Genomic DNA, 20406 nt, shown 5'->3' on the forward strand with positions numbered 1-20406 from the left:
TATCAATAATCAATTTAATTGATTTTATGTAATAAGAAATATGCTAAAAATAGCATAAATTTTACACCTTTTTCAATAATCAATTATTATTTTATGAAATAAATATATTAAGTATAATTAAACTATGTTAAATTTAAAAGTTAATTATCAAGAAAGAATTGATAAATATATTGCTAATAATAGCGATATTTCACGAAATGATGCACGTTTATTAATTGAAGAAAAAGCAGTAACTGTCAATGGTGTAATTGTTAATAAACCTAAATTTCAAGTTTATGAAGGACAAGAAATCCATATATCAAGAGTTATTGATAAAACAATTGATGTTTTACCACAACAAATGGATTTAAATATAGTTTATGAAGATGAACATCTTTGTGTTATTGATAAACCTTCAGGTATGATAGTCCATCCAGCTCCAGGGCATAAGGATAATACCTTAGTTAATGGATTGTTATATCATTTTAAAAATAATTTATCTAATGAAAATGGATTATTACGTCCAGGTATAGTTCATAGAATTGATAAAGATACTAGTGGGTTATTAATTATTGCTAAAACTAATGAGGTTCATAAATTGCTTGCAGATATGTTCTTTGATCATCAAATTAAAAGATCATATATTGCGATTTGTGATGGTGTAATTCAAGATAAGAAATTAAAGCTTGATTTACCAATTGGAAGAAATGTTAAAGATCGTCAAAAAATGGCAGTAACCAACACAAATTCAAAACACGCAATTACTTATGTAACTTTATTAAGTACATTTTATTTAGATAATTTACCAAAAAGTTTGGTGAAATGTGAATTAGAAACAGGTAGAACTCATCAAATTAGAGTTCATTTAAATTACATTAAAAATCCAATTTATGGTGATCCTATTTACAATCGTTATGTTGATGAATTTGGTCAAAGATTACATGCTTATAAATTAAAATTTACTCATCCAATTACCAAAAAAGAAATTGTTTTATTCTCTAATGTACCTGAAGAATTTAATGTAAGTCATTATGATTTTCAAGAATTTTTCAAAGAAGAAAAGAATTTATAATTTGTTAAAATTATTAAAGGAGAGAATCTATGTTAAAAAAATCAGAATACTTTAAATTCCAAACCAAAGAAGAATTATGAAGTCATGAAAAAGAAACCTTTAGATTTTGAGTTTTTTCTTTTTTAATAACTCTTGTTATTATTTTAGGTTTATATATTGCTCAAATTGTTCTTTTATCATTAGCAATATCTAATAATGTCAACAACATAACAGTGTCACCATTATTAACAACTAGTTTTATTGTGATTATAGGTTGTGCACTTTTATTTTCATATAGTAAATCATTAATTAAATCTTATAAAGAAAAAGATTTTAGATTTTTATCACAATATACTTTGAGTTTTGTATCTTTATTTGCTTTTATAGGGATTTTTATGTTGTTATTTAGTTTATTTGGATTAGCAGGATTTGAAAATATTAAATCAACTAATTCTTATAATAAAGCAGCATTTATAATAAATGCTATTTCTATAGCTTTTGTAATATTAACTTGATTTGTTGTTGGTAGAGAAGTAAAAGTTATTAGACAAGCTTTCTTTGCTTTTGAACTAAGAAAACAAATGGAAAAAGTAAAAGAAGAATATTTAAAAATATTAAAAAATGCAAATATCAATTTTGACAACCAAGCAACTAACAATACTAATCCTTTTACAGGATTTAATTTCAATCAAACACAAGACAATACTACAAACACTGAAAATAAAGTAGAAGAAAATACAAATAAAAATCAAGAGCTAAAAAAATTACTTAATTTACCAAATGCTCAACTTTTTGAGATTGCTAAAAAATTAAATATTTTTGGTTATGAAACAATGACTAAAGAAGAATTAGCAGAAACAATTTATAATTACACTAATATTAAAAATAAATAAAAAAATATTTTGAGTTTTAAAAAATAGTGCTATACTATTATCAGTGGTTATAGCAAAGGGGATCACCTGAATCCATTCCGAACTCAGTAGTTAAGCCCTTTAGTGCCGACGATAGCCGAAAGGTGAAAATAGGGAGCTGCTATTTTTTTATACCTTTTTTTAAGCAACCATTAATATGGTTGCTTTTCTTTTTTAAAAATAATTATCCTAATCAAAAAAATATCTGCATATTTTACCATAAAATATTTAATTTTTAACTAATAGAACAAGTTAATAAATGGATTTTATTATATAATTAAATATATTTATATATTTAATTAAAAATATTAAGAAGGACACACTATGAGCGAACAAAATAATAATTATAATGCAAGTAATATTAAATATCTTGAAGGTTTAGAGCACGTTAGAAAACGTCCTGGAATGTATATAGGAACTACATCTAAAGCTGGTCTTCATCACATGGTTTGAGAAATTGTGGATAACTCAGTTGATGAATGTATGGCTGGATTTGCTAAACATATTTATATTACTATTACCAATGATGAACACATTATTGTTGAAGATGATGGTAGAGGAATACCTACTGATTTACATCCAAGATTTAATATTAGTGCTTTAGAAGTGGTTTTAACTAAACTTAATGCTGGTGGAAAATTTGAATCTAACGCTTATAAAGTAAGTGGTGGATTACACGGGGTTGGAGCTAGTGTTGTTAATGCTTTAAGTGATAGTATGAAAGCATGAGTTAAGCGTAATGGTAAGATTTATTATGCTGAGTTTGCTGATGGTGGTAAAACTGTTAAACACACTGAAATAATTGGTGAGTGTGATGTTGAAAACACAGGAACTAAAATTGAATTCCATCCTGATTATGCAGTTATGGATCAAATACCTTTTGATAAAGAGCTAATAATTGATCACGCTAAGCAAATTGCTCACTTAAACAAAGGTTTATATGTTAGTGTAACTGATTTAAGAGATAATACACATCAAGAATTCCAATATGATAATGGAATAGTAGATTATGTAAAAGAACTTAATGAAGGATATACACCAATTAATGATGAAATTATCTATGCTAGTGGTGAATATCACGCTGGTAGTGATGAAAATGGTAATGAAATGACTATTGGAGTAGAAGTTGCTTGTCAATACTTAAGTGATTTTTACCGTAGCAACATTATTTCATATACTAACAACATTTCAACTCATGAAGGTGGAACTCATGTTTCAGGATTTTATGATTCTTTAATGAGATTGATTAACAATTATGCTATTGAAAAAGGTTTTATTAAAACTGATAGTGAAAAATTTGCTAGAGAAGATTTAATTGAAGGATTAACAGCAGTTATTTCAATTAAACACCCAGATCCTCAATTTGAAGGACAAACTAAAGGTAAATTAGGTTCAAAAGATGCTAGACCTGCAGTTAATAGAGTTTTTTCACAAATTTTAGAAAGAACTTTAAATGAGCAACCTGAAATAGCTAAGAAAATTATTAATAATGCTATTTTAGCTAGAAAAGGTAGATTAGCATCAAACGCTGCTAGAGATAACGCTAGAAGAAAAAGTGCTTTTGATAATGGGGGACTTCCAGGAAAATTATCAGACTGTACCAGTAAAAACGCTGAAATTAGCGAATTATACATTGTCGAAGGGAATTCAGCTGGTGGTAGTGCCAAAATGGGTAGAGATAGAAATACTCAAGCGATCTTACCACTTAGAGGGAAAGTTATAAATGCTGAAAAAGCAAGACAAGAAAAAGTGCTTGAAAATGAAGAAATTCTTTCATTAATTACTGCCTTAGGTACAGGTTTAGGTGATACTTTTAATATCAATAAACTAAGATATCATAAAATCGTAATTATGACTGACGCTGATGTTGACGGTGCTCACATTAGAACTTTATTATTAACCTTCTTTTATAGATACTTTAAAGAATTAATTGAATATGGATTTGTTTATATTGCTCAACCTCCTTTATACAAAATCTCACAAAATAAATTTGTGGATTATGCATATAATGATGAACAAAAAGATGCGATTATTAAAACCTTAAATCCAAATCAAAAAATTACAGTTCAAAGATATAAAGGACTTGGAGAAATGGATCCTGAACAACTATGAGAAACAACAATGGACCCAGAACGTAGAAAAATGCTTCAAGTTCAAATCCAAGACGCTTATAAAGCTGATTTAGCCTTTTCAACCTTAATGGGAGAAAACGTTGAACCTAGACGTGAATTCATTGAAAAGAATGCTAAATACGTTAAAAACATTGATTTATAATAACTAAATTAATAAATTACTAAGGATGAATATGAAATTATTAAATACCTTCCAATATATATATATATATATATATATAAACTTTAAATTCACAAAATCAATTAGTAATGGAGAATGCATAGTTTTTTAACTATGCTTTTTTTGCATTTTTAATGAAAACATTAAGAGTATTTGAAGCTTTTGCGGGAATAGGAGCCCAGCATAAAGCTGTTAAATATGTTAATAAATTAGATAAACCTGTGAATTTTAAAGTTGTTGCTATCTCAGATTGAGATGTTAGAGCTAATATTGCATATGCAGCAATGCATCATAAATTAACCAAAGAAAAGATTAATAACATAATTAAAAAACATCAAATTAATGACCTAGATGCTTATTTTAAAAATAAAGTCTACTCAATGAACTCGAAAAAACCAATTTTCAGCATTAAAAAATTATCTCCAGAGTTTAAAAAAGCTATTATTGCTTCAAGTTTAGTAACTAATAATCATAGCGATATTAATCAACTAAAAGGTAAAGTAATTAATAAATTAAAAATTGATTTATTAACTTATTCATTCCCTTGTCAAGGATTATCTTCAGCAAATATGGGTCGGGATAAAGGGATTAATAATGAAAAATCAACATCTAATTTAGTATGACAAATAGGAAGAGTTATTAATGAAACTGAACATAAACCTAAGTATTTATTGCTTGAAAATGTTAAAACCTTAGTTAAAAAATACAATGATGAATATCAAGAATGAGTTAATTATTTAGATACTTTAGGGTATAAGACCTTTACAGCAATTTTTAAAGCTAGTGATCATGGATCATTGCAAATTCGTGAAAGAGTTTTTGCTTTAAGTGTTTTAAAAGATATTAAATTGCCTTTTGAAGAAAATGATGTAGCTTATAAAGAATATGTTAATAACTTAGCAAAACCAATAGACATAAATAAAAAACAAGCAAAATATTTAAAGATTTTTGATGTTGATAACAACAGAATCAATGAAGCTAAAAGTTGTCTTATGAATAATACTCCTTCAAGAATTAAAATGGTTAAAAGTGGAATAAATCTAAGCGATATGTATAAAGCGAAAGAAAGAAAATACTTTATTAACACTCTAACCACTAAGCAAGATCGTTTACCAAATGCTGGACATATCCCATTAGCTAATAATGAAATTAATAAACTTCAATATAGATTCATTACACCAAGAGAAGCTTATAAAATAATGGGATTTAGTGATAAAGATTTTGATTTATTATTACCGTTTATTCAAGATAAATACCTAAACAATGATTGCTTATGAAGACAAGCTGGAAATAGTATTGATGTTAATGTTATTAAAGATATTTTCCAAGCAATAGCCAATATTGAAGAATTAAACAGAAAGGATAATGATGAATAAATTAGATTTTAGTGAAGTGGATTATTGAAACATAGCTACTAATACCTTTATTTTCATTAAAGAAGGTCTTTATAACTGAATTGATCCTAACGGTACTGTCACAAATATTGATTCCATTATTAAAAACAAAAATACTGAAATTAAAGTTATTGATATTGAAAATATTTATGCTAATGGGCAAAAATTATTTAATAATAATCGAAGAAAAAGTAACTGAAAAACTCAAGTTTATAGAGTTTATGAGTACTTAGGAGTTTTTAAAACTGATTATTTAACTCAAAAACACTATTTTACTAATGAATTTAGGGAACTTTGAAATCAAATTTCATTAAAAACTTATGATGAAAGTATGCGATATATTAATGATTTTTTGTTTAAAAATGTAATTAGTGGAGCAAATGATACATTTATAAAGTTTATGGTTCATAAAACTATTCAAAATTCAAAGTTTTATGCTAGCGTTTTTATCAGTATGATAATGGAGTTAAGTGAGCAAGATAATAATCCATATATTCAAGATTTTGTTAAGACAATTCAACAAGATAACAAATTTAAAAATATCAAGGATTTTAAAGATATCATTAAAGCTAATAAAGAAGGTTGAAAAGAAATGTGTGTTCATCTTTTAAAAGATAATAAAGTTCAAAAAACAAATAAAATTACTGAATTATTAAAATATATGTATAAAGAGAATTATATTGAAATAGAAATAGATTCTAAAGATGAAAAACCTCAAGTTAAAGAGAGTTTTAATGATTTTATTTTAATAACTAAAAGTGATATTTCTACTTACTCTTTGAAAAATTACCAAAGTAATATTGAATCAGAATCAGGAATTAAAACAATTAAAAACTATTTAATGGAACTTAACAATAATGGTTATGTAAATATTCCTATTTTTCAAAGAAATTATGTATGAGATGAAGAAATTGTAGAAATTTTATTAAGTGATATTGATGATAAAGTATCTAAAAATGATGTAGAAGAACATTTTTTAGGGAATGTCGTAATTTCTAATTCTAATAAAAAGATGAAAAACTGTCAAAATATCATTGATGGACAGCAAAGAACTACCACAATTATAATAATTTTATATGTAGTATACAAGTTCTTTATTAAATACAACTTTGATGTTCCACAAGATTTATACAATTGATTTAAGGTTGAAGAAACTTATAATGGTATAAAAACTCCTAATATTTTATCTAAATATAATAATTTAGATGATTCAATGTCTTACAAACATTTTAGAGAAATGTTAATGGATAATTGAAGTGATGAACTTAAAAAAGATGTGAAAAAAATTAAGTATAAAAGCATTAGTCCACAATTTATAATTTATAGAAATATGAAATCTATTTTTAATTTCTTAAACGATAAATTAAGTTCACTTGATGATGAACAAAAACTTAATTATTTAAATAACTTCACTTTTAAATTTTTAAACTGATTTATCATTAATGTTTCGATATTGGTTACTAAAAATGATTATGAATATTATCAAAAAATGAACCTATTAAGTAAACCTTTAAATGATGTGGAATTAATTAAATCCTTAGTTTATGGAAAAGCTTCATCATTAACCGGAAAAGATAAAGATAAGTTAATTAAAGAGCTGGATCAATATTTGTTAAGTCAGTTCTTAAAAACAAATAATGATACTGTTGAAGATATATTTAATGTTGTGATTAAATCGGTAGCTTTATACGAGCTTGGAGAAAAAGAATTTCTTAAAATTGATAATAGTGGATCAAAAAATAGAATCAGTAGCACTTATAAATATTTTGAAAAACTTTTAGATTTTAAAATTAATGAATTTCAAGATATTAAAAAAGCAATCAAATGAATTATTATTGAAGTTAATAGATGTTGTTTTGTATCAGGTTGCAAAAACACCATTTGACAACAACAAGATACAAGAATCAATGAAGCTAATTTTACTTTCTTGGAAAGAATCAAAGTGCATTTAGATTTAATTACAAATTATGGAGAAATTAAAGTTTTCTCACCTTTGATTTTTAGTTTATGTAAGAGATTTGATTTATTTAGTGATGAAAGATGTCCAAATCAAAATTTAACCCAATTTTGAAATATGTTATTTGAAATTGAAAGATTTGGTTTCTTTTGAAAGCACTATTGATTCAAAGGACAATCACTAACCAAGGTAATGAATGGTTTTGCACAAGATATTAAAGATAAAGAAATTAATGATGATATGACACTAAGAGATAAATTAATAGGATCAATCACAGGTTCAAACATCTTATTCAACAAGAGTAAAGATGAGCAAATTAATACACTAAAAGAAACATTACTTGAAAGTGATGTAAAAGGTTGAAGCAATAAAATTAGACTAAACTTTTTACTAAGAATAGAGTGATTTTTAATGAATCAAGGTAAATCATTAAAATGAAATAACGAAGTACCTAATGAAAATTTAGGTATATATCAAGATTATTTCAAAAAACAAATTTCATATGAACATATGTTTGCTAAGAAATCAAACAAAAATAATGTAAGTAGTCAATATATTGAATCCATTGGTAATGGAATTCCTGCTATTTTTGAAACAAATGTTAAAATGGGAAAAGATCCTTTTACTAAAAAGAAAGAAAAGTATTATACCCCAAACAATTTCTCTCGTTATTTCACTTATAAAGGATTAGATGAATACAAAGACCAAAAAGATGAATATCAAGATACCTCAACCAATATAAATCAATGACAAGATATTGATGATAAGAAGATCAAATGTCGTAGAGATGCTTTAATTAACATCTTAATTAAGATGTACTTAGATTAACCAAGCAACATCACAAACTTTGTGGTGTTGTTTTAATAAGGTTAAATTTATTTAATTTATATTAAAAACAATTATTTATTTTAATAAAATAGATTTAGTAAAAACAAAAAAGGAGAAATATGTCAAAAATTAACTTAAAAGACGATTATTATGCTTATGTTAATCAAAAATGATTATCAGAAGCAAAAGTTCCAGCAGATCGTTCATCAATTTCAGCATTTGATGAAATGGATTTAAATTTAGAAAAGTTATTAAAAAACTTAACAAAAGATTGAGCTACTGGAGCTAAAGAACTTCCGAGTGACATTTTAATACAACAATATGTTAAGTTTTATCAAATGATTTTAGATCAAGATAAAAGAAAAGAATTAGGTTGAACTCCTGCAAGAAAAGATTTAGAATTTCTTGAAAACTTAACATCATTTGAAGAAATTAAAAACAATTACAAAGAAATGGATCTAAAATATACTTCATTACCTTTAGCTTATGGAGTAGCAGAAGATTTTATTGATAATACTAAAAAAATCTTATGATTATATGAGTTTAAAACAATTTTACCTTCAAAAGAAACTTATGCTAATGAGCAAGAAAAAACAAAATTACTTCAAGCATGATCAAATATGATGATGGATTTATTAGTCGATTATGGTAAAAGTAAAGAAGAAGCTCAAAGATTAATTGATTTAGCAATTGAATTTGATAATTTATATAAAGATTTTGTTTTAAGTTCAGTAGAAGCAGCTGATTATGTAGCTAGATATAATTTATTTACCAAAGAACAATTAGCTAACAAATCAAAACAATTTGATTTAGTGGAATTAGGTGAAAAATTAGTAGATAATAAAGTCGAAAGTATAGCAATTTATAATCCTAGATTAGTAGATAACTTAGATCAAATATTTAACGAAAATACTTTTGAATCATATAAAGCATTTTTATTTATTAACAATTTACATCATGTAGCTCAATATCTTACAGAAGAATTAAGAATTAAAGCCGTAGAATTTAGAAATTTTGTTTATTCAGTAGATAAATACCGTTCATTAGAAGATTATGCTTATGATTTAGCTTCAAAATATTTTAAAATGCCTGTAGGTATGTATTATGCTAATGAATATTTTGGAGAAAAAGCTAAATTAGATGTTGAACAAATGGTGCAAAAAATGATTGGGATCTATGAAGATCGTTTAACTAATAACGATTGATTATCAAAAGAAACAATCCAAAAAGCAAAATTAAAACTTTCTAAATTAGGCATTATGGTAGGTTTTCCTGAAGAGATTAATTCATACTATAAAGATTTTATTGTTCAAGATTATGACCAAGGTGGTAGTGTTTATAGTAATGTTAAATACTTTAATAAATTAATGACAATTGATGCATTAAGTAAATACTTACAAAAAACTAATCCTAAATTATGATCAATGTCTCCAGCAACTATTAATGCTTATTTCCATCCATTCCATAATCATATAGTGTTCCCAGCAGCTATCTTATCTGCTCCATTTTATGATATAAATCAATCAAAAAGTGCTAATTATGGTGGTATAGGAGCTGTTATTGCTCACGAAATTAGTCACGCTTTTGATAATAATGGTTCTCAATTTGATGAAAATGGAAGTTTAAATAATTGATGAACTGATCAAGATCGCACAAACTTTGAACAAAAAGTTCAAGCAGTAGTAGAATTATTTGATCAAAGAGAAACATGAGTTGGACCAGTTAATGGAAAATTAACTGTATCAGAAAATATTGCTGATATAGGTGGATTTTTATGTGCCTTAGAAGCAGCACAATTAGAAGAAGATTTTAATGCTAAAGAATTTTTTGATAGTTGAGTAACTATTTGAAGAGCTATTTATAAAGAAGGAGCAGCTAAGAGATTATTAGAAAATGATGTTCATGCTCCTGCAAAAGAAAGAGGAAATGTGCAGTTAATGAACTGTGATTTATTTAATGAATATTTTGACCTACAACCTGAAGATCAAATGTATTTAGCTCCAGAAAAAAGAATTAAAATTTGATAGAAAAAAACAATAAACTTAAAAGTTTATTGTTTTTTATTGTTCGATTTCTGCATTAGCAGCTTTTTTCATTTGATTATTTTTGATTTTTCTTTGGGTTAATAAAGTAATAATAATTGATTGTTGAACTACTAACATAATAGAAAATAAGATTACAAAAATAAATAAAACATTAAATTTATATGATTCTCCTAAAATGTTTAAATTTACTTGATTTGGATCAATAAATAATAATGCAACAACCACTGAGAATAGTAAGATTAATAATGAAAAAACAAAAGTAAGTCTTTCCATAATTCTCATAAATAAACTCTCATCTTTTAAAAATAAAATAGAAAAGATTTGAGCACAAATTAAAATTCCATTAATAACAATTGTTGTAGTAGTGATAGCTTTTAAGATGTTTAATGTGTTGTTATTAGTTATATTTGAAGCAAAAAAAGCAAGCCCCATTATTGAAAAAGTTAAGCTTAAAATTATTACTACAATGATTAATAAATTTAAACCAATTTTGAAATCATGATTATATTTTTTAAGAAAATTCATTTATTCTCCTTTAACTTAAACATATTTTATCCTGTGTTTCCAAGTTTTGACCAATTTTTTAGCACTTTTCCACACTTACTATACTACGTATAGTAAAAAAATTATTTTTTCCACATAATTACATTGTAATTATGGTATAATTAGGAGTATGAAAAAAGAAAAGTGAATTATTGTTAGAAGTAAAAGAAAAGACACATACTACATCACAGCAGCTATCTCAAATGGTCATGCTAGAGGTTATAAGAGAAGTATTGGTTTGGGGAATTTAGAAAAATTAGAAAAATCTACAAAAGACCCAATTAATCTCTTAAAAGAAGCTTGTGTTAGTTGAGATCCTGAATGACCTAAAGACAAAATTTTGCAAGAAGTAAATAAAGTTCTTAAAAATTCAGTTGTTGAATCAAAAGTTGTTAATTATGGTCATCAAGTTTTATTTAACACAATTGATGACTTGGATATTTTTGAGAAGACAAAAGAAACAAGATCAAAAGAATTAATAAAAATATTGAAATTTATAATTTCAACACGTATCCTAAAACAACAAAGTCTTATTAAAACTTTTGAAAGTATTCCTGATTATGAAATTGAATTTGATTCAAAAAAGACTACATTTTACAACTCTTTAGATTATCTTTCAGATAATAAAACAACTATTTTAAAAAACATCAATAATTCATTAATTTCTAAAAACCTAAGATCTGTTGATGTTATGTGATTTGATTCATCAACTGTATATTTTGAAACTTTTACAAGTTTAGGTCTTAAACACCCTGGATATTCAAAAGATGGAAAATTCAAAGAAGATCAAATTGTAGTGGGTTTAATCACTGATGAAAATGGTATTCCAATCCATTACAAATTATTTAAAGGCAATACAGCTGACCCAAATACTTTCATTCCATTTATCAACGAAATCAAGAAAATTTACAACCTTAGAATGGTTACAATAATTGCTGATAGAGGAATGAGTACCAATAAAAACATTAGATTCCTAGAACAAAATAATATTGATTTTATAATCTCTTACAGATTAAAAATCGCTACTAAAAGAACTAAATTATTCGCTCAAGATCCTGAAGGATATGTTGATTTAGATAATTTTAAATTTAAAGAAGAAACTTATGAATCGCTATGACAGAAAAAACGTCCAAACGGAAGAACTAGACGTAGAATAATAACTTATAGTGAAAAACGTGCTAAAAAAGATAAACAAGATAGACAAATTCTTATTGATAATTTCAATAAAAAAGCTAAAAATGGTATTGTTGCTCAAGCTGATTTGCTTGCTGGTAAAAAATACAAATTCTTTAAAGAAATTGAAAATGGTAAAACAACTTCATACAAGTTAGATTATGAAAAAATCGAGAGAGATAAAAAGTTTGATGGTTTATACGCTTACGAAACATCAAGACACGATCTTACAGTTCAAGATGTTGTTGATTTATATGCAAAACAATGACAAGTTGAAGAAAACTTTAGAACATTAAAAAACGCTTTAAGAATCAGACCTGTGTATGTGCGAAGTGACAAACACATTGAAGGATATTTTCTTTTATGCTTTATATCATTGGTTCTTATGAGATATTTACTAACTTTAGTAAATAAAAACTTAGAACCTGTATTAGGTGTTAAAAACGAAAGATTTACTAACACAAGATTAATAAAAGCAATTTTAAGTGCTAATAAATATGTTGAAGTGATAAATTCAAAAATTATCACTGAAAAATTAATAGAAAATAAAGATAATATGCAATATTTAAATGATTTTGCTATTATCAAAAAGATATTAGAAACTCAAAAACCTTAAATTACAATGTAAATTTTTGAAAAAGTTAAAAAAAGAGCAATAAAATGCTCTTTTTATCGTTTTTTGTTAAAACTTGGAAACTCAGGTTGAACTTGATCTGCTTGTTTTTGATATGAAAGATCGTTTAAATTAACTTTTTGTAAAAAACTATCATCTCCTCATTCTTTAAATTGCTTATTTTTTGGTTCCACTACTGATAAAGCTTTATTTAAATTAGGATTTGTTTGATCAATACAACTAGCAACTAATGCTACAGATGTCATTGAACCTAAAACTAAGGATGATAATAATATTTTTTTAAGTTTATAAAAATTACTGAAAAGTTTTTTCATATTTTAATGTTAATTTAATAGATTACTAAATATCTAAAATAGAAAAACACTTGCACACGCAAGTGTTTTATTTTTTCATTTTGTTTTCTTTTTGCTTTTCTTTATTTTGTTTATAAATTTTATATTTTCTAAATGTAAAAATTGAACCTAAGCTAACTAATAAAATTCCAACAAATGAATATCCAACTATTGATCTTCAAGGCATTTTATTGCTTGTAGGAGTTTCTTTAATGAAATTAATAAAATTAAATAACTTATCATTATATTCTCTAACTAAATCATTATTATCACTAGTTCCTAAATTTTCTTGATTTAAAATAGTTTGATGGATTTCTTTAATCAAGCTTTGAATTTCACTTTTTTTCTTATTGTAATTAATTACATATTTTGCATCTTTTTGATATTTGTCTAATTCACTAATTTTAAACACAACATTTTGATACAACTCATTTAAATATCAAATATCTTTAATTCGTGTTTCATATTGATTATCTAACTTTGAACGATTTTGCTCATTGATTGATTTTTTTAATTCTTGCATTTCATTAGTCAATTGTTGTTTTAATTGATCGCTAAATAAATTTTTACCATTATTAATGTTTTGAATTTCTCAATCAATCTTTTGTTCTAAAGTTTTAGAACTTTTACTACAAGCTACAGTAGCAACTGTAGTAAAAGTTAAAATTGAGCTTGTTGAAAGTGCTATAAATGCTTTTTTTAGAGAATGATTCATAAGTCTCCTTGATTTGATAATTTTAATAAAAAGTATCTTTTTTTGTTTAAAAATAGTGCTTGACTATGCATAAAAAAGTTATTATATAAATATAATAGTACTAATTTATTAAAATTAAAGCACTATGAAAAAGAATTTGAAGAAAAAAATGTTTATTTTAAGTGGTATTTTATTAACCACTGCAACTCCATTAAGTATGGTTGCATGTTCTGTTGATAAGAAAATGCAAGAACTACAAACAAATATTCAACGTGAAAGTATGAAAACTGCTTTAGAAAGCGATTTAAATATCATTCAAAAAGCAATTGATTTTTACAAATCAAATAATATTAATGATCAACTTCCAAACTATGAAAAATTGTATAACCAAGTTAAAACTTATTTATTACAACCAGTTGAAAAACTTAATTTTTCTCAAATGAGACAATATAGTGATGTATTAAATAACTATATTGAAGCATATCATTCGTTAAAGGAGGATGTTTCTGTAAAAAAGCATAAATCAGCAATTTCACAAGAAATTGCTGATTTAAATGCTAAAGTTTCATCATTAGCTCCAGGTAAATATAACGATTTGATTCTTTTGATTAATAACGCAATATCTGAAGCTTCAAACATCATCTCCAAACCTTTAATAGCTAATTATGAACTTTCATATGCTAGTGATTTACTAAATTCATATATAACTAATTTTAATCATCTAAAAGATTTAGCTACTAAATTATCTGCAGCTAAATTGGCACTTTCAGCTTTAATTTTTGAATATAAAACCTTTAATCAATCATTATCAAGAATTCCTGAATATCAAACTATTTTAGATACAGTTGCTAATCAAATGAGTGCTTTAGAAGCATTAATTAGTTCAAACGATACTAACAATATCAATGAACAAGTTAAATTAGCTAAAGAAAAATTAAAAGAACTTAAAGCTTCAAAACAAAACTTAGATCTTAAAAATCAATTAAGAGATGAAATTAGCTATTTTAACCAATTAGATCAAAAAGTAACTACTGCAAAAAGATATAAAGCTATTGCATCAAATTTAGAATTATTTAAACAACAAAACAACTTAAATGATTTATCTAATGATAAAGATGCTCAAGTTGCTTTAATTTCTAAATTAAAAGATATTATTAACACTTCTTATGAATCAGTTAATGAAACTGATAGAATGATTCAATTAAGAGTAAATACTCTTTTATCTTTAGAAAATAAATTAAACAACTTAAACACTTCAATTAACAACGATAATAAATATCAAGATATCACAACTAAAATTAGTGATTTAAAAGATAAAATTAACGAATTAATGAATAGTGATTTTGATTTAAATGATTTAATGAATTTTACTACTTCTGCTGAACAAACTTATAACCAAATAGAAACAGATAAGAAAGAAATAGAAAAGAATGATAAAACTACTACAAAAGTAGATAAAACCACAGAAGAAAAAGAAAATAAAGTTGATAAGGAAGATAAAGAAAAAGAAAGTACTTCAACTACTGACCCAAATCCTAAAGAAACCACAACTGGTGATAAAGAAGTTGGTTCAACAGATAAAGAAACTGATTCTAAACCTAAAGAACCTGAAACAATTGATAAAACTCCTGAACCAGCAGATAAAGAAAACCCTTCTAATCCTAAAGAAACTGAATCAAATGATAAAACTTCTACAGACAAAGAAACAGATGGAAATACTTCAGGAAACTCAAATACTACTGAAGGTTCTGGTGATAAAGTTCCTGGAGATGGAACTTCAGTAGATAACAAACCTGATACACCTATTAAAACTGAAAAAGATAAAACTGAGGGAAATAATACTGATGATAAAAAGGATGAAACAACATCTGGTACATCAGATAAAACACCAGAAGTTGAAACTAAATATCCTGAAAAAGAAAAAATCGATCAATTAAAATCATCTAACTCAGAATTATTAACTAATTTAACTTCATCAACTAATGAATTAACTGATGCTAAATATAGTAAATTAAAAGAAAAATTAGAAGCAGCTATTACTGATTTAACTAATTCAAATAATAGCGAACAAGCTACTGAAGAAGATTTAAATCAAGTTAAAGCAAAAGCTCAATCATATATTGATAATATAAGCAAATACAAAGAAGTATTTGATTATTATGATCAAGAATCTCAAGCTTTAACTACAGTTAAAAACTCATTTTTACCTAATAGTGACTTTATGACTTTAGAGCAAACTTTGACAAGTTTAGAACAAAAAGTAACTAATGCTATTAGTTCATTTACTCTTGAAACTTTAGAAGTTAATGCTGAATTAAAATCTGAATTACAAACAGGTATTGAAAACTTAAAAACTGAAGTTAATAAACTAAAAACCACAAGAACATCATTAATAACTGTAAATGAAAATTATAATAATAATTTAACTAATATTAAAAATGCATTTAATACTAGTGAATGATTTAAATATAATCTAAAACATTTATATGAAAATTCTAGTGATGAATATTTACAAAATTTATCTACAGAACCTGCAAATACAGTATCTAATACAGATATTGAATTATCTAATGATGCAAAGAATAAAATTTACCAAGTTTATCAAAAATTTGATGAATTTAATAAATTGTATAAAGCTTTTGGTCTAACTGGTGAATTATCTACTAAACAAAATTTTGATGAATTAAATCAAAAAATTAGTGATTACATTAATCAAGAAAAACAACAATATCACCTTTATGATGGTACTTTAACAACTGGAGAAAATAAATCTGATTTATATACTAAAGGATGATTAGTTTGAAAAACTAATAATGATAATCCTACTAACTTTATACAACCAGATCAAGCATATGCTAATTTAGAAAAAGTTGGAACAATGACTGATGAAGATTTAAATCGTTTAAGAAGTACTTTATCCCCAATTATCTCTTTAACATCTGGAATGGCTGCTATTTTTGGTGCAAGTCAATCAAATGATTCAATCAGTAAAGACGATTTAAATTATAATGAATATGTAAGAAACGATCAAAACAATACTTATGCTTTTAGAAATTCAAACTATCCAACAGATAATAACAATGGTGATTGACAACATTTCAATCTAAGAGCTTTAGAAGCATATTTATTATTTGGTAAAGATAAATCACACTTAACTGAAAATGGAGATAATATTGCTCATTTAAATGGATGATTTAATGATTACATTAAAAAGATGGATGATTGAACTTCTATCTATAATGAAGCAGTCGAAAGAACAAAAGCATTTGTCAAACCTTTAATCAAAGAAGGACACACTGTTTCAGATGAAACTATTGAAAAAGCAGTTAAAGGAATGTTAGATCAATATGTAAATTTAGCTAAAATAGTTAAATTCTACGATAGTTATCAACCAACTGACTTACAACCTGAAAGTAAAATAAAAGACACTAATGTTACATTTGCTGAATTTGATGAAACTTACAAAGCTTTACCTAGTCAATTTAATAATTAAGGAGAGTCATGAATTTAAAAAAATATTTAATTAATGCATTGTCATTATCTTGTGTTGCTATTGCTCCAATTGCAGCAATAGCATGTTCAAATAATACTAAACCTACTACTCCAGCTCCAATTGAAAAACCTAAAACTCCAGAAGTAACTCAAGCTCAAAAGGATCAACTTGTACAAAAAGTACAAAACGCTAATAAAGAATTAAACGAAAAAGCTAAAACATTATATAACTCAATTAAAGATAATCCAGCTTTAGCAACTACTGCTAGCTCTTTAGATGCATTTAGTAAAAAAGCTTCGCATTTTACATTTGAATCTAGAATTGCTACAGTTACTACTAAAGCAGAATTGCAACAATTGCAAACCTTATTTACCACCGAAAACCAAGCTGCTTTAAATCAATTAAAACAATTTGAAACCACTATTAAAGAAGCTTCAAAAACCACAGATAACAATAATAAACCAGGTGATAACCAAGGAGATAAAAATAATAATGGTTCTTCAAATACTAATAAAACTCCTGAGCAAAAAAATCCTGATAACCAAGAACCACCTACAACTCCAAAAACTTCTACAGTAAATAAATTAGTTCTTTTAAATGATTTTTCAACCAAAGATCAAGCAACTAATACTTTAAATAGTGCTTTTAAATTTGTTGATGAATTAATCAAATATATGAATGATGCAAATGCAACTAATAATTTTGAATTCACTGTAGGATCAAAAGATTATTCATACTCAAAACAACAAATGATAGATATGTTTAGTCCTACATTAGATGCATTTAAACCTGGAGCTACTCACGGAACTACTACTAATACTGTTGCTCAATCATTAAATGGTAAATTAAATGCTATTAAAGATAAATTAACTAGTGCTAGTGATTATAATAATGAATTAAAAGAAGAATTAGAATCAGATTACTATAGCTTCTTTGATGATAATTTACACGGTATTTTAACTCAAGAAACATCTACTCCAGTTGAATCTGAACCTAAACCTCAACCTAGTTTATCAGCTACAGAAGTATTAACCAATACTATGAAAACTTTAGGTTACAATGAGCTAAATGAAGAAACTTTAAATCAATTAAAGCAAAATGTAAATGAACAATTTAATGCTTTAAATTTATTTGCAAATGATTTTCAAAATAATCAAGTATCTTGAGCTAGTGAAAATAAAACTAATGCTTTATTAGATCCAAGCAACTTAATTGACCCAAAAACCAGCTATGCTAATCTACCAGAATTACCAGATAATAAAAAAGCAATGTTATTAGATCAATTAGAAACTTATACTTCAACTTCTAACGCTATAGCTGCATTATTTAATATCCAAAGCTTACAAGAATTAGGCCAAAAACACTGATTAATCCCATTAAATAAAGTCACTAATGCAGAAGATAAATTCAAAGATGGAGAAGGATTACACATTAGAAAATTAGAAGACTATATTATTTTTGGTCATGATAACGCAAGTAACTTCTTTGATAATGATAAAGAAGGATTTAATAACTTTATTAATAATTTAGCTTCAAAATTATCATTAAATGATCAAAACCAAATAGTTGGAGGAGATTTAGCTATTGCTCAAGAACGTGCTATGAACTTATTAAATACTTTAGGTGTGAGTGATGTTAATGAACAAAACGTTAAAAATGCAGTTAAATATTTATATAATCAATATTTAAATCGTGCAAAAGTACTATTTTGATATCAAAAATTTGCTACTTTAAAAACTAAAGATAACCAAGTAACCAACATCACATTTGATCAAGTTAATCAAGAAATTAAAGCATATCAAGACGGCATAAAAGGTGAATAATATGAAAATACAAGTACTACAAGAAAAAAATGGAAAATACTATTATTTAAATAAAGAAAATAAAAAAGTTTATCTTAATGATGCACAAATTTATAATTATTTAAATTATGGTCATATTAAATTAACTCAAGATGATTTAGAAGTTAAAGATGATAAAAATAAACTTCAAGAAGCAGAAGATATTTTTAACTCAGAAGAAAATAGACGTCAAATTATTTAATTAAAAAATGAACTTCAATAAGAAGTTCATTTTTATTTACCATTAATTAAATAATATAACCCATATAAAGCACTATCATCACCCATTGTGTCAAATACTAATTTAATTCCGTTAAAATGATTAAAATCACTTAATGATTTAGCTTCTTCAAAAGCTTGTAATACCAGATCTTTTTGAGCTAAAGCTAAGCTTCCACCAACAAAAAAGTAATGAGGAGCATTTAATGCAGCACAAGTTGCAAAGATTCGTGTTAATACTTCTTTTGCTTGAGCTACTATTTCTTTAGCAATTTCATTAGTTTCAATTTGATCAAATACATCTTTAGCATTATTTCCTATTTGATAATGTTTAGCTTTTGCTTCAATACCACTACCAGAACAATGAAGTTCTAAAGCATAAGGGTTTTTTAAGCGATGTTCACCGTAAAAAGCTTTAGTCGCTAAAGGTAATTGAGCTATTTCTTGAGCATAATAATTATTCCCATGATACACTTGGTCATTAATTACTAATCCTGCTCCAAATCCTGTAGAAATAGTAAAAAATTGTGAAATTTGATCTTTAGTTAAATGATTAATTTTATGATTAGCATAAGCCATTGCATTAGCATCATTTTCAAAAATAATTTCTTGAACATTAGTATGATCTAAAAGGTATTTTTTAACATCTAAATTATCTCAAGTAGCACCTAGGTTAGGACTTTTAAGCACAATACCATTTATATAATCACTAGGTCCAGGAATACATAAAGCTAGTTTATTAATATTAAATTTATTTAATAAATCAACCATTCAATTTAAAGTATTTAAACTATTATGATAATCAGTTGCAGTTTTTTCTTTTAATGAAATTTTACCTTGATCATCAAATAAAGCAAATCTAGTATTGGTTCCGCCAACATCAATAGCAGCAAGATTGTTATTTTGTTTATTTAGTTTCATAATTTATATTATAAGGTAGTTTATTGATTAAACAATTGATATCTTGTATGTCTAAGTGTGTTAATATCCTATATTTTGCAATCTAAATTTAAAATAAAA

At 25.5% G+C, this 20406-nt stretch carries 14 protein-coding genes and 1 rRNA gene; 11 read left to right on the forward strand and 4 right to left on the reverse strand.

Annotated elements, in window-relative coordinates; genetic code table 4:
- Nucleotides 1-124 precede the first annotated feature (124 nt).
- The 7 genes from GE118_RS03290 to GE118_RS03320 all read left to right on the forward strand — a co-directional run bounded on the left by GE118_RS03290 (nt 125) and on the right by GE118_RS03320 (nt 10439).
- Nucleotides 125-1051: an RluA family pseudouridine synthase gene (locus GE118_RS03290; protein WP_158764012.1), complete on the forward strand. Its 927-nt coding sequence runs from the start codon at nt 125-127 to the stop codon at nt 1049-1051.
- A gap of 29 nt (nt 1052-1080) precedes the next feature.
- Nucleotides 1081-1923 (forward strand): hypothetical protein, encoded by an 843-nt coding sequence (locus GE118_RS03295; RefSeq protein ID WP_158764013.1) that lies wholly within the window; start codon nt 1081-1083, stop codon nt 1921-1923.
- Between the two features lie 39 nt (nt 1924-1962).
- Nucleotides 1963-2068 (forward strand): 5S ribosomal RNA (gene rrf / locus GE118_RS03300).
- A gap of 197 nt (nt 2069-2265) precedes the next feature.
- On the forward strand, nt 2266-4215 hold the full coding sequence (locus GE118_RS03305; RefSeq protein ID WP_158764014.1) for a DNA topoisomerase subunit B: 1950 nt from the start codon (nt 2266-2268) through the stop codon (nt 4213-4215).
- 152 nt (nt 4216-4367) lie between these two features.
- Complete coding sequence (locus GE118_RS03310; protein ID WP_158764015.1) at nt 4368-5609, forward strand: DNA cytosine methyltransferase; 1242 nt, start codon at nt 4368-4370, stop codon at nt 5607-5609.
- A complete protein-coding gene (locus GE118_RS03315) occupies nt 5602-8412 on the forward strand; it encodes a DUF262 domain-containing protein (RefSeq protein ID WP_158764016.1) in 2811 nt (936 codons plus the stop codon). Before GE118_RS03310 ends, GE118_RS03315 begins: the two co-directional genes overlap by 8 nt.
- Nucleotides 8413-8531: 119 nt before the next feature.
- Entirely contained in the window at nt 8532-10439 is a 1908-nt protein-coding gene (locus GE118_RS03320) for a M13 family metallopeptidase (RefSeq protein ID WP_158764017.1), read from the forward strand.
- Between the two features lie 33 nt (nt 10440-10472).
- Here GE118_RS03320 and GE118_RS03325 read toward each other — a convergent pair whose 3' ends face one another.
- A complete protein-coding gene (locus tag GE118_RS03325) occupies nt 10473-10982 on the reverse strand; it encodes a hypothetical protein (protein WP_158764018.1) in 510 nt (169 codons plus the stop codon).
- Between the two features lie 148 nt (nt 10983-11130).
- Between GE118_RS03325 and GE118_RS03330 the strand changes: the two genes are divergently transcribed.
- On the forward strand, nt 11131-12789 hold the full coding sequence (locus GE118_RS03330) for an IS1634 family transposase (RefSeq protein ID WP_158763429.1): 1659 nt from the start codon (nt 11131-11133) through the stop codon (nt 12787-12789).
- A gap of 53 nt (nt 12790-12842) precedes the next feature.
- Here GE118_RS03330 and GE118_RS03335 read toward each other — a convergent pair whose 3' ends face one another.
- Nucleotides 12843-13121: a hypothetical protein gene (locus GE118_RS03335; RefSeq protein WP_158764019.1), complete on the reverse strand. Its 279-nt coding sequence runs from the start codon at nt 13119-13121 to the stop codon at nt 12843-12845.
- Between the two features lie 67 nt (nt 13122-13188).
- Nucleotides 13189-13854, reverse strand: coding sequence for a hypothetical protein (locus tag GE118_RS03340; protein ID WP_158764020.1), 666 nt, complete (start codon nt 13852-13854; stop codon nt 13189-13191).
- Nucleotides 13855-13978: 124 nt separating this feature from the next.
- On the opposite strand from GE118_RS03340, the gene GE118_RS03345 reads away from it, so the two are divergent.
- The 3 genes from GE118_RS03345 to GE118_RS03355 are packed head-to-tail and all read left to right on the forward strand — an operon-like array spanning nt 13979 to nt 19369.
- Entirely contained in the window at nt 13979-17326 is a 3348-nt protein-coding gene (locus tag GE118_RS03345) for a hypothetical protein (protein WP_158764021.1), read from the forward strand.
- Nucleotides 17327-17334: 8 nt separating this feature from the next.
- The gene (locus tag GE118_RS03350; RefSeq protein WP_158764022.1) at nt 17335-19149 is read left to right on the forward strand and encodes a hypothetical protein; all 1815 of its coding nucleotides are present in this window, start codon (nt 17335-17337) and stop codon (nt 19147-19149) included.
- A 1-nt stretch (nt 19150) separates the two neighbouring features.
- Nucleotides 19151-19369 (forward strand): hypothetical protein, encoded by a 219-nt coding sequence (locus GE118_RS03355; protein WP_158764023.1) that lies wholly within the window; start codon nt 19151-19153, stop codon nt 19367-19369.
- Nucleotides 19370-19401: 32 nt separating this feature from the next.
- Here the strand turns inward: GE118_RS03355 and GE118_RS03360 are convergent, their stop codons facing one another.
- Nucleotides 19402-20307 (reverse strand): ROK family protein, encoded by a 906-nt coding sequence (locus GE118_RS03360; RefSeq protein ID WP_158764024.1) that lies wholly within the window; start codon nt 20305-20307, stop codon nt 19402-19404.
- Nucleotides 20308-20406: the final 99 nt, after the last annotated feature.

It is taken from the genome of Mycoplasma sp. NEAQ87857, from assembly GCF_009792315.1.
Taxonomy (GTDB): Bacteria; Bacillota_I; Bacilli_A; order Mycoplasmatales; family Metamycoplasmataceae; genus Mycoplasmopsis.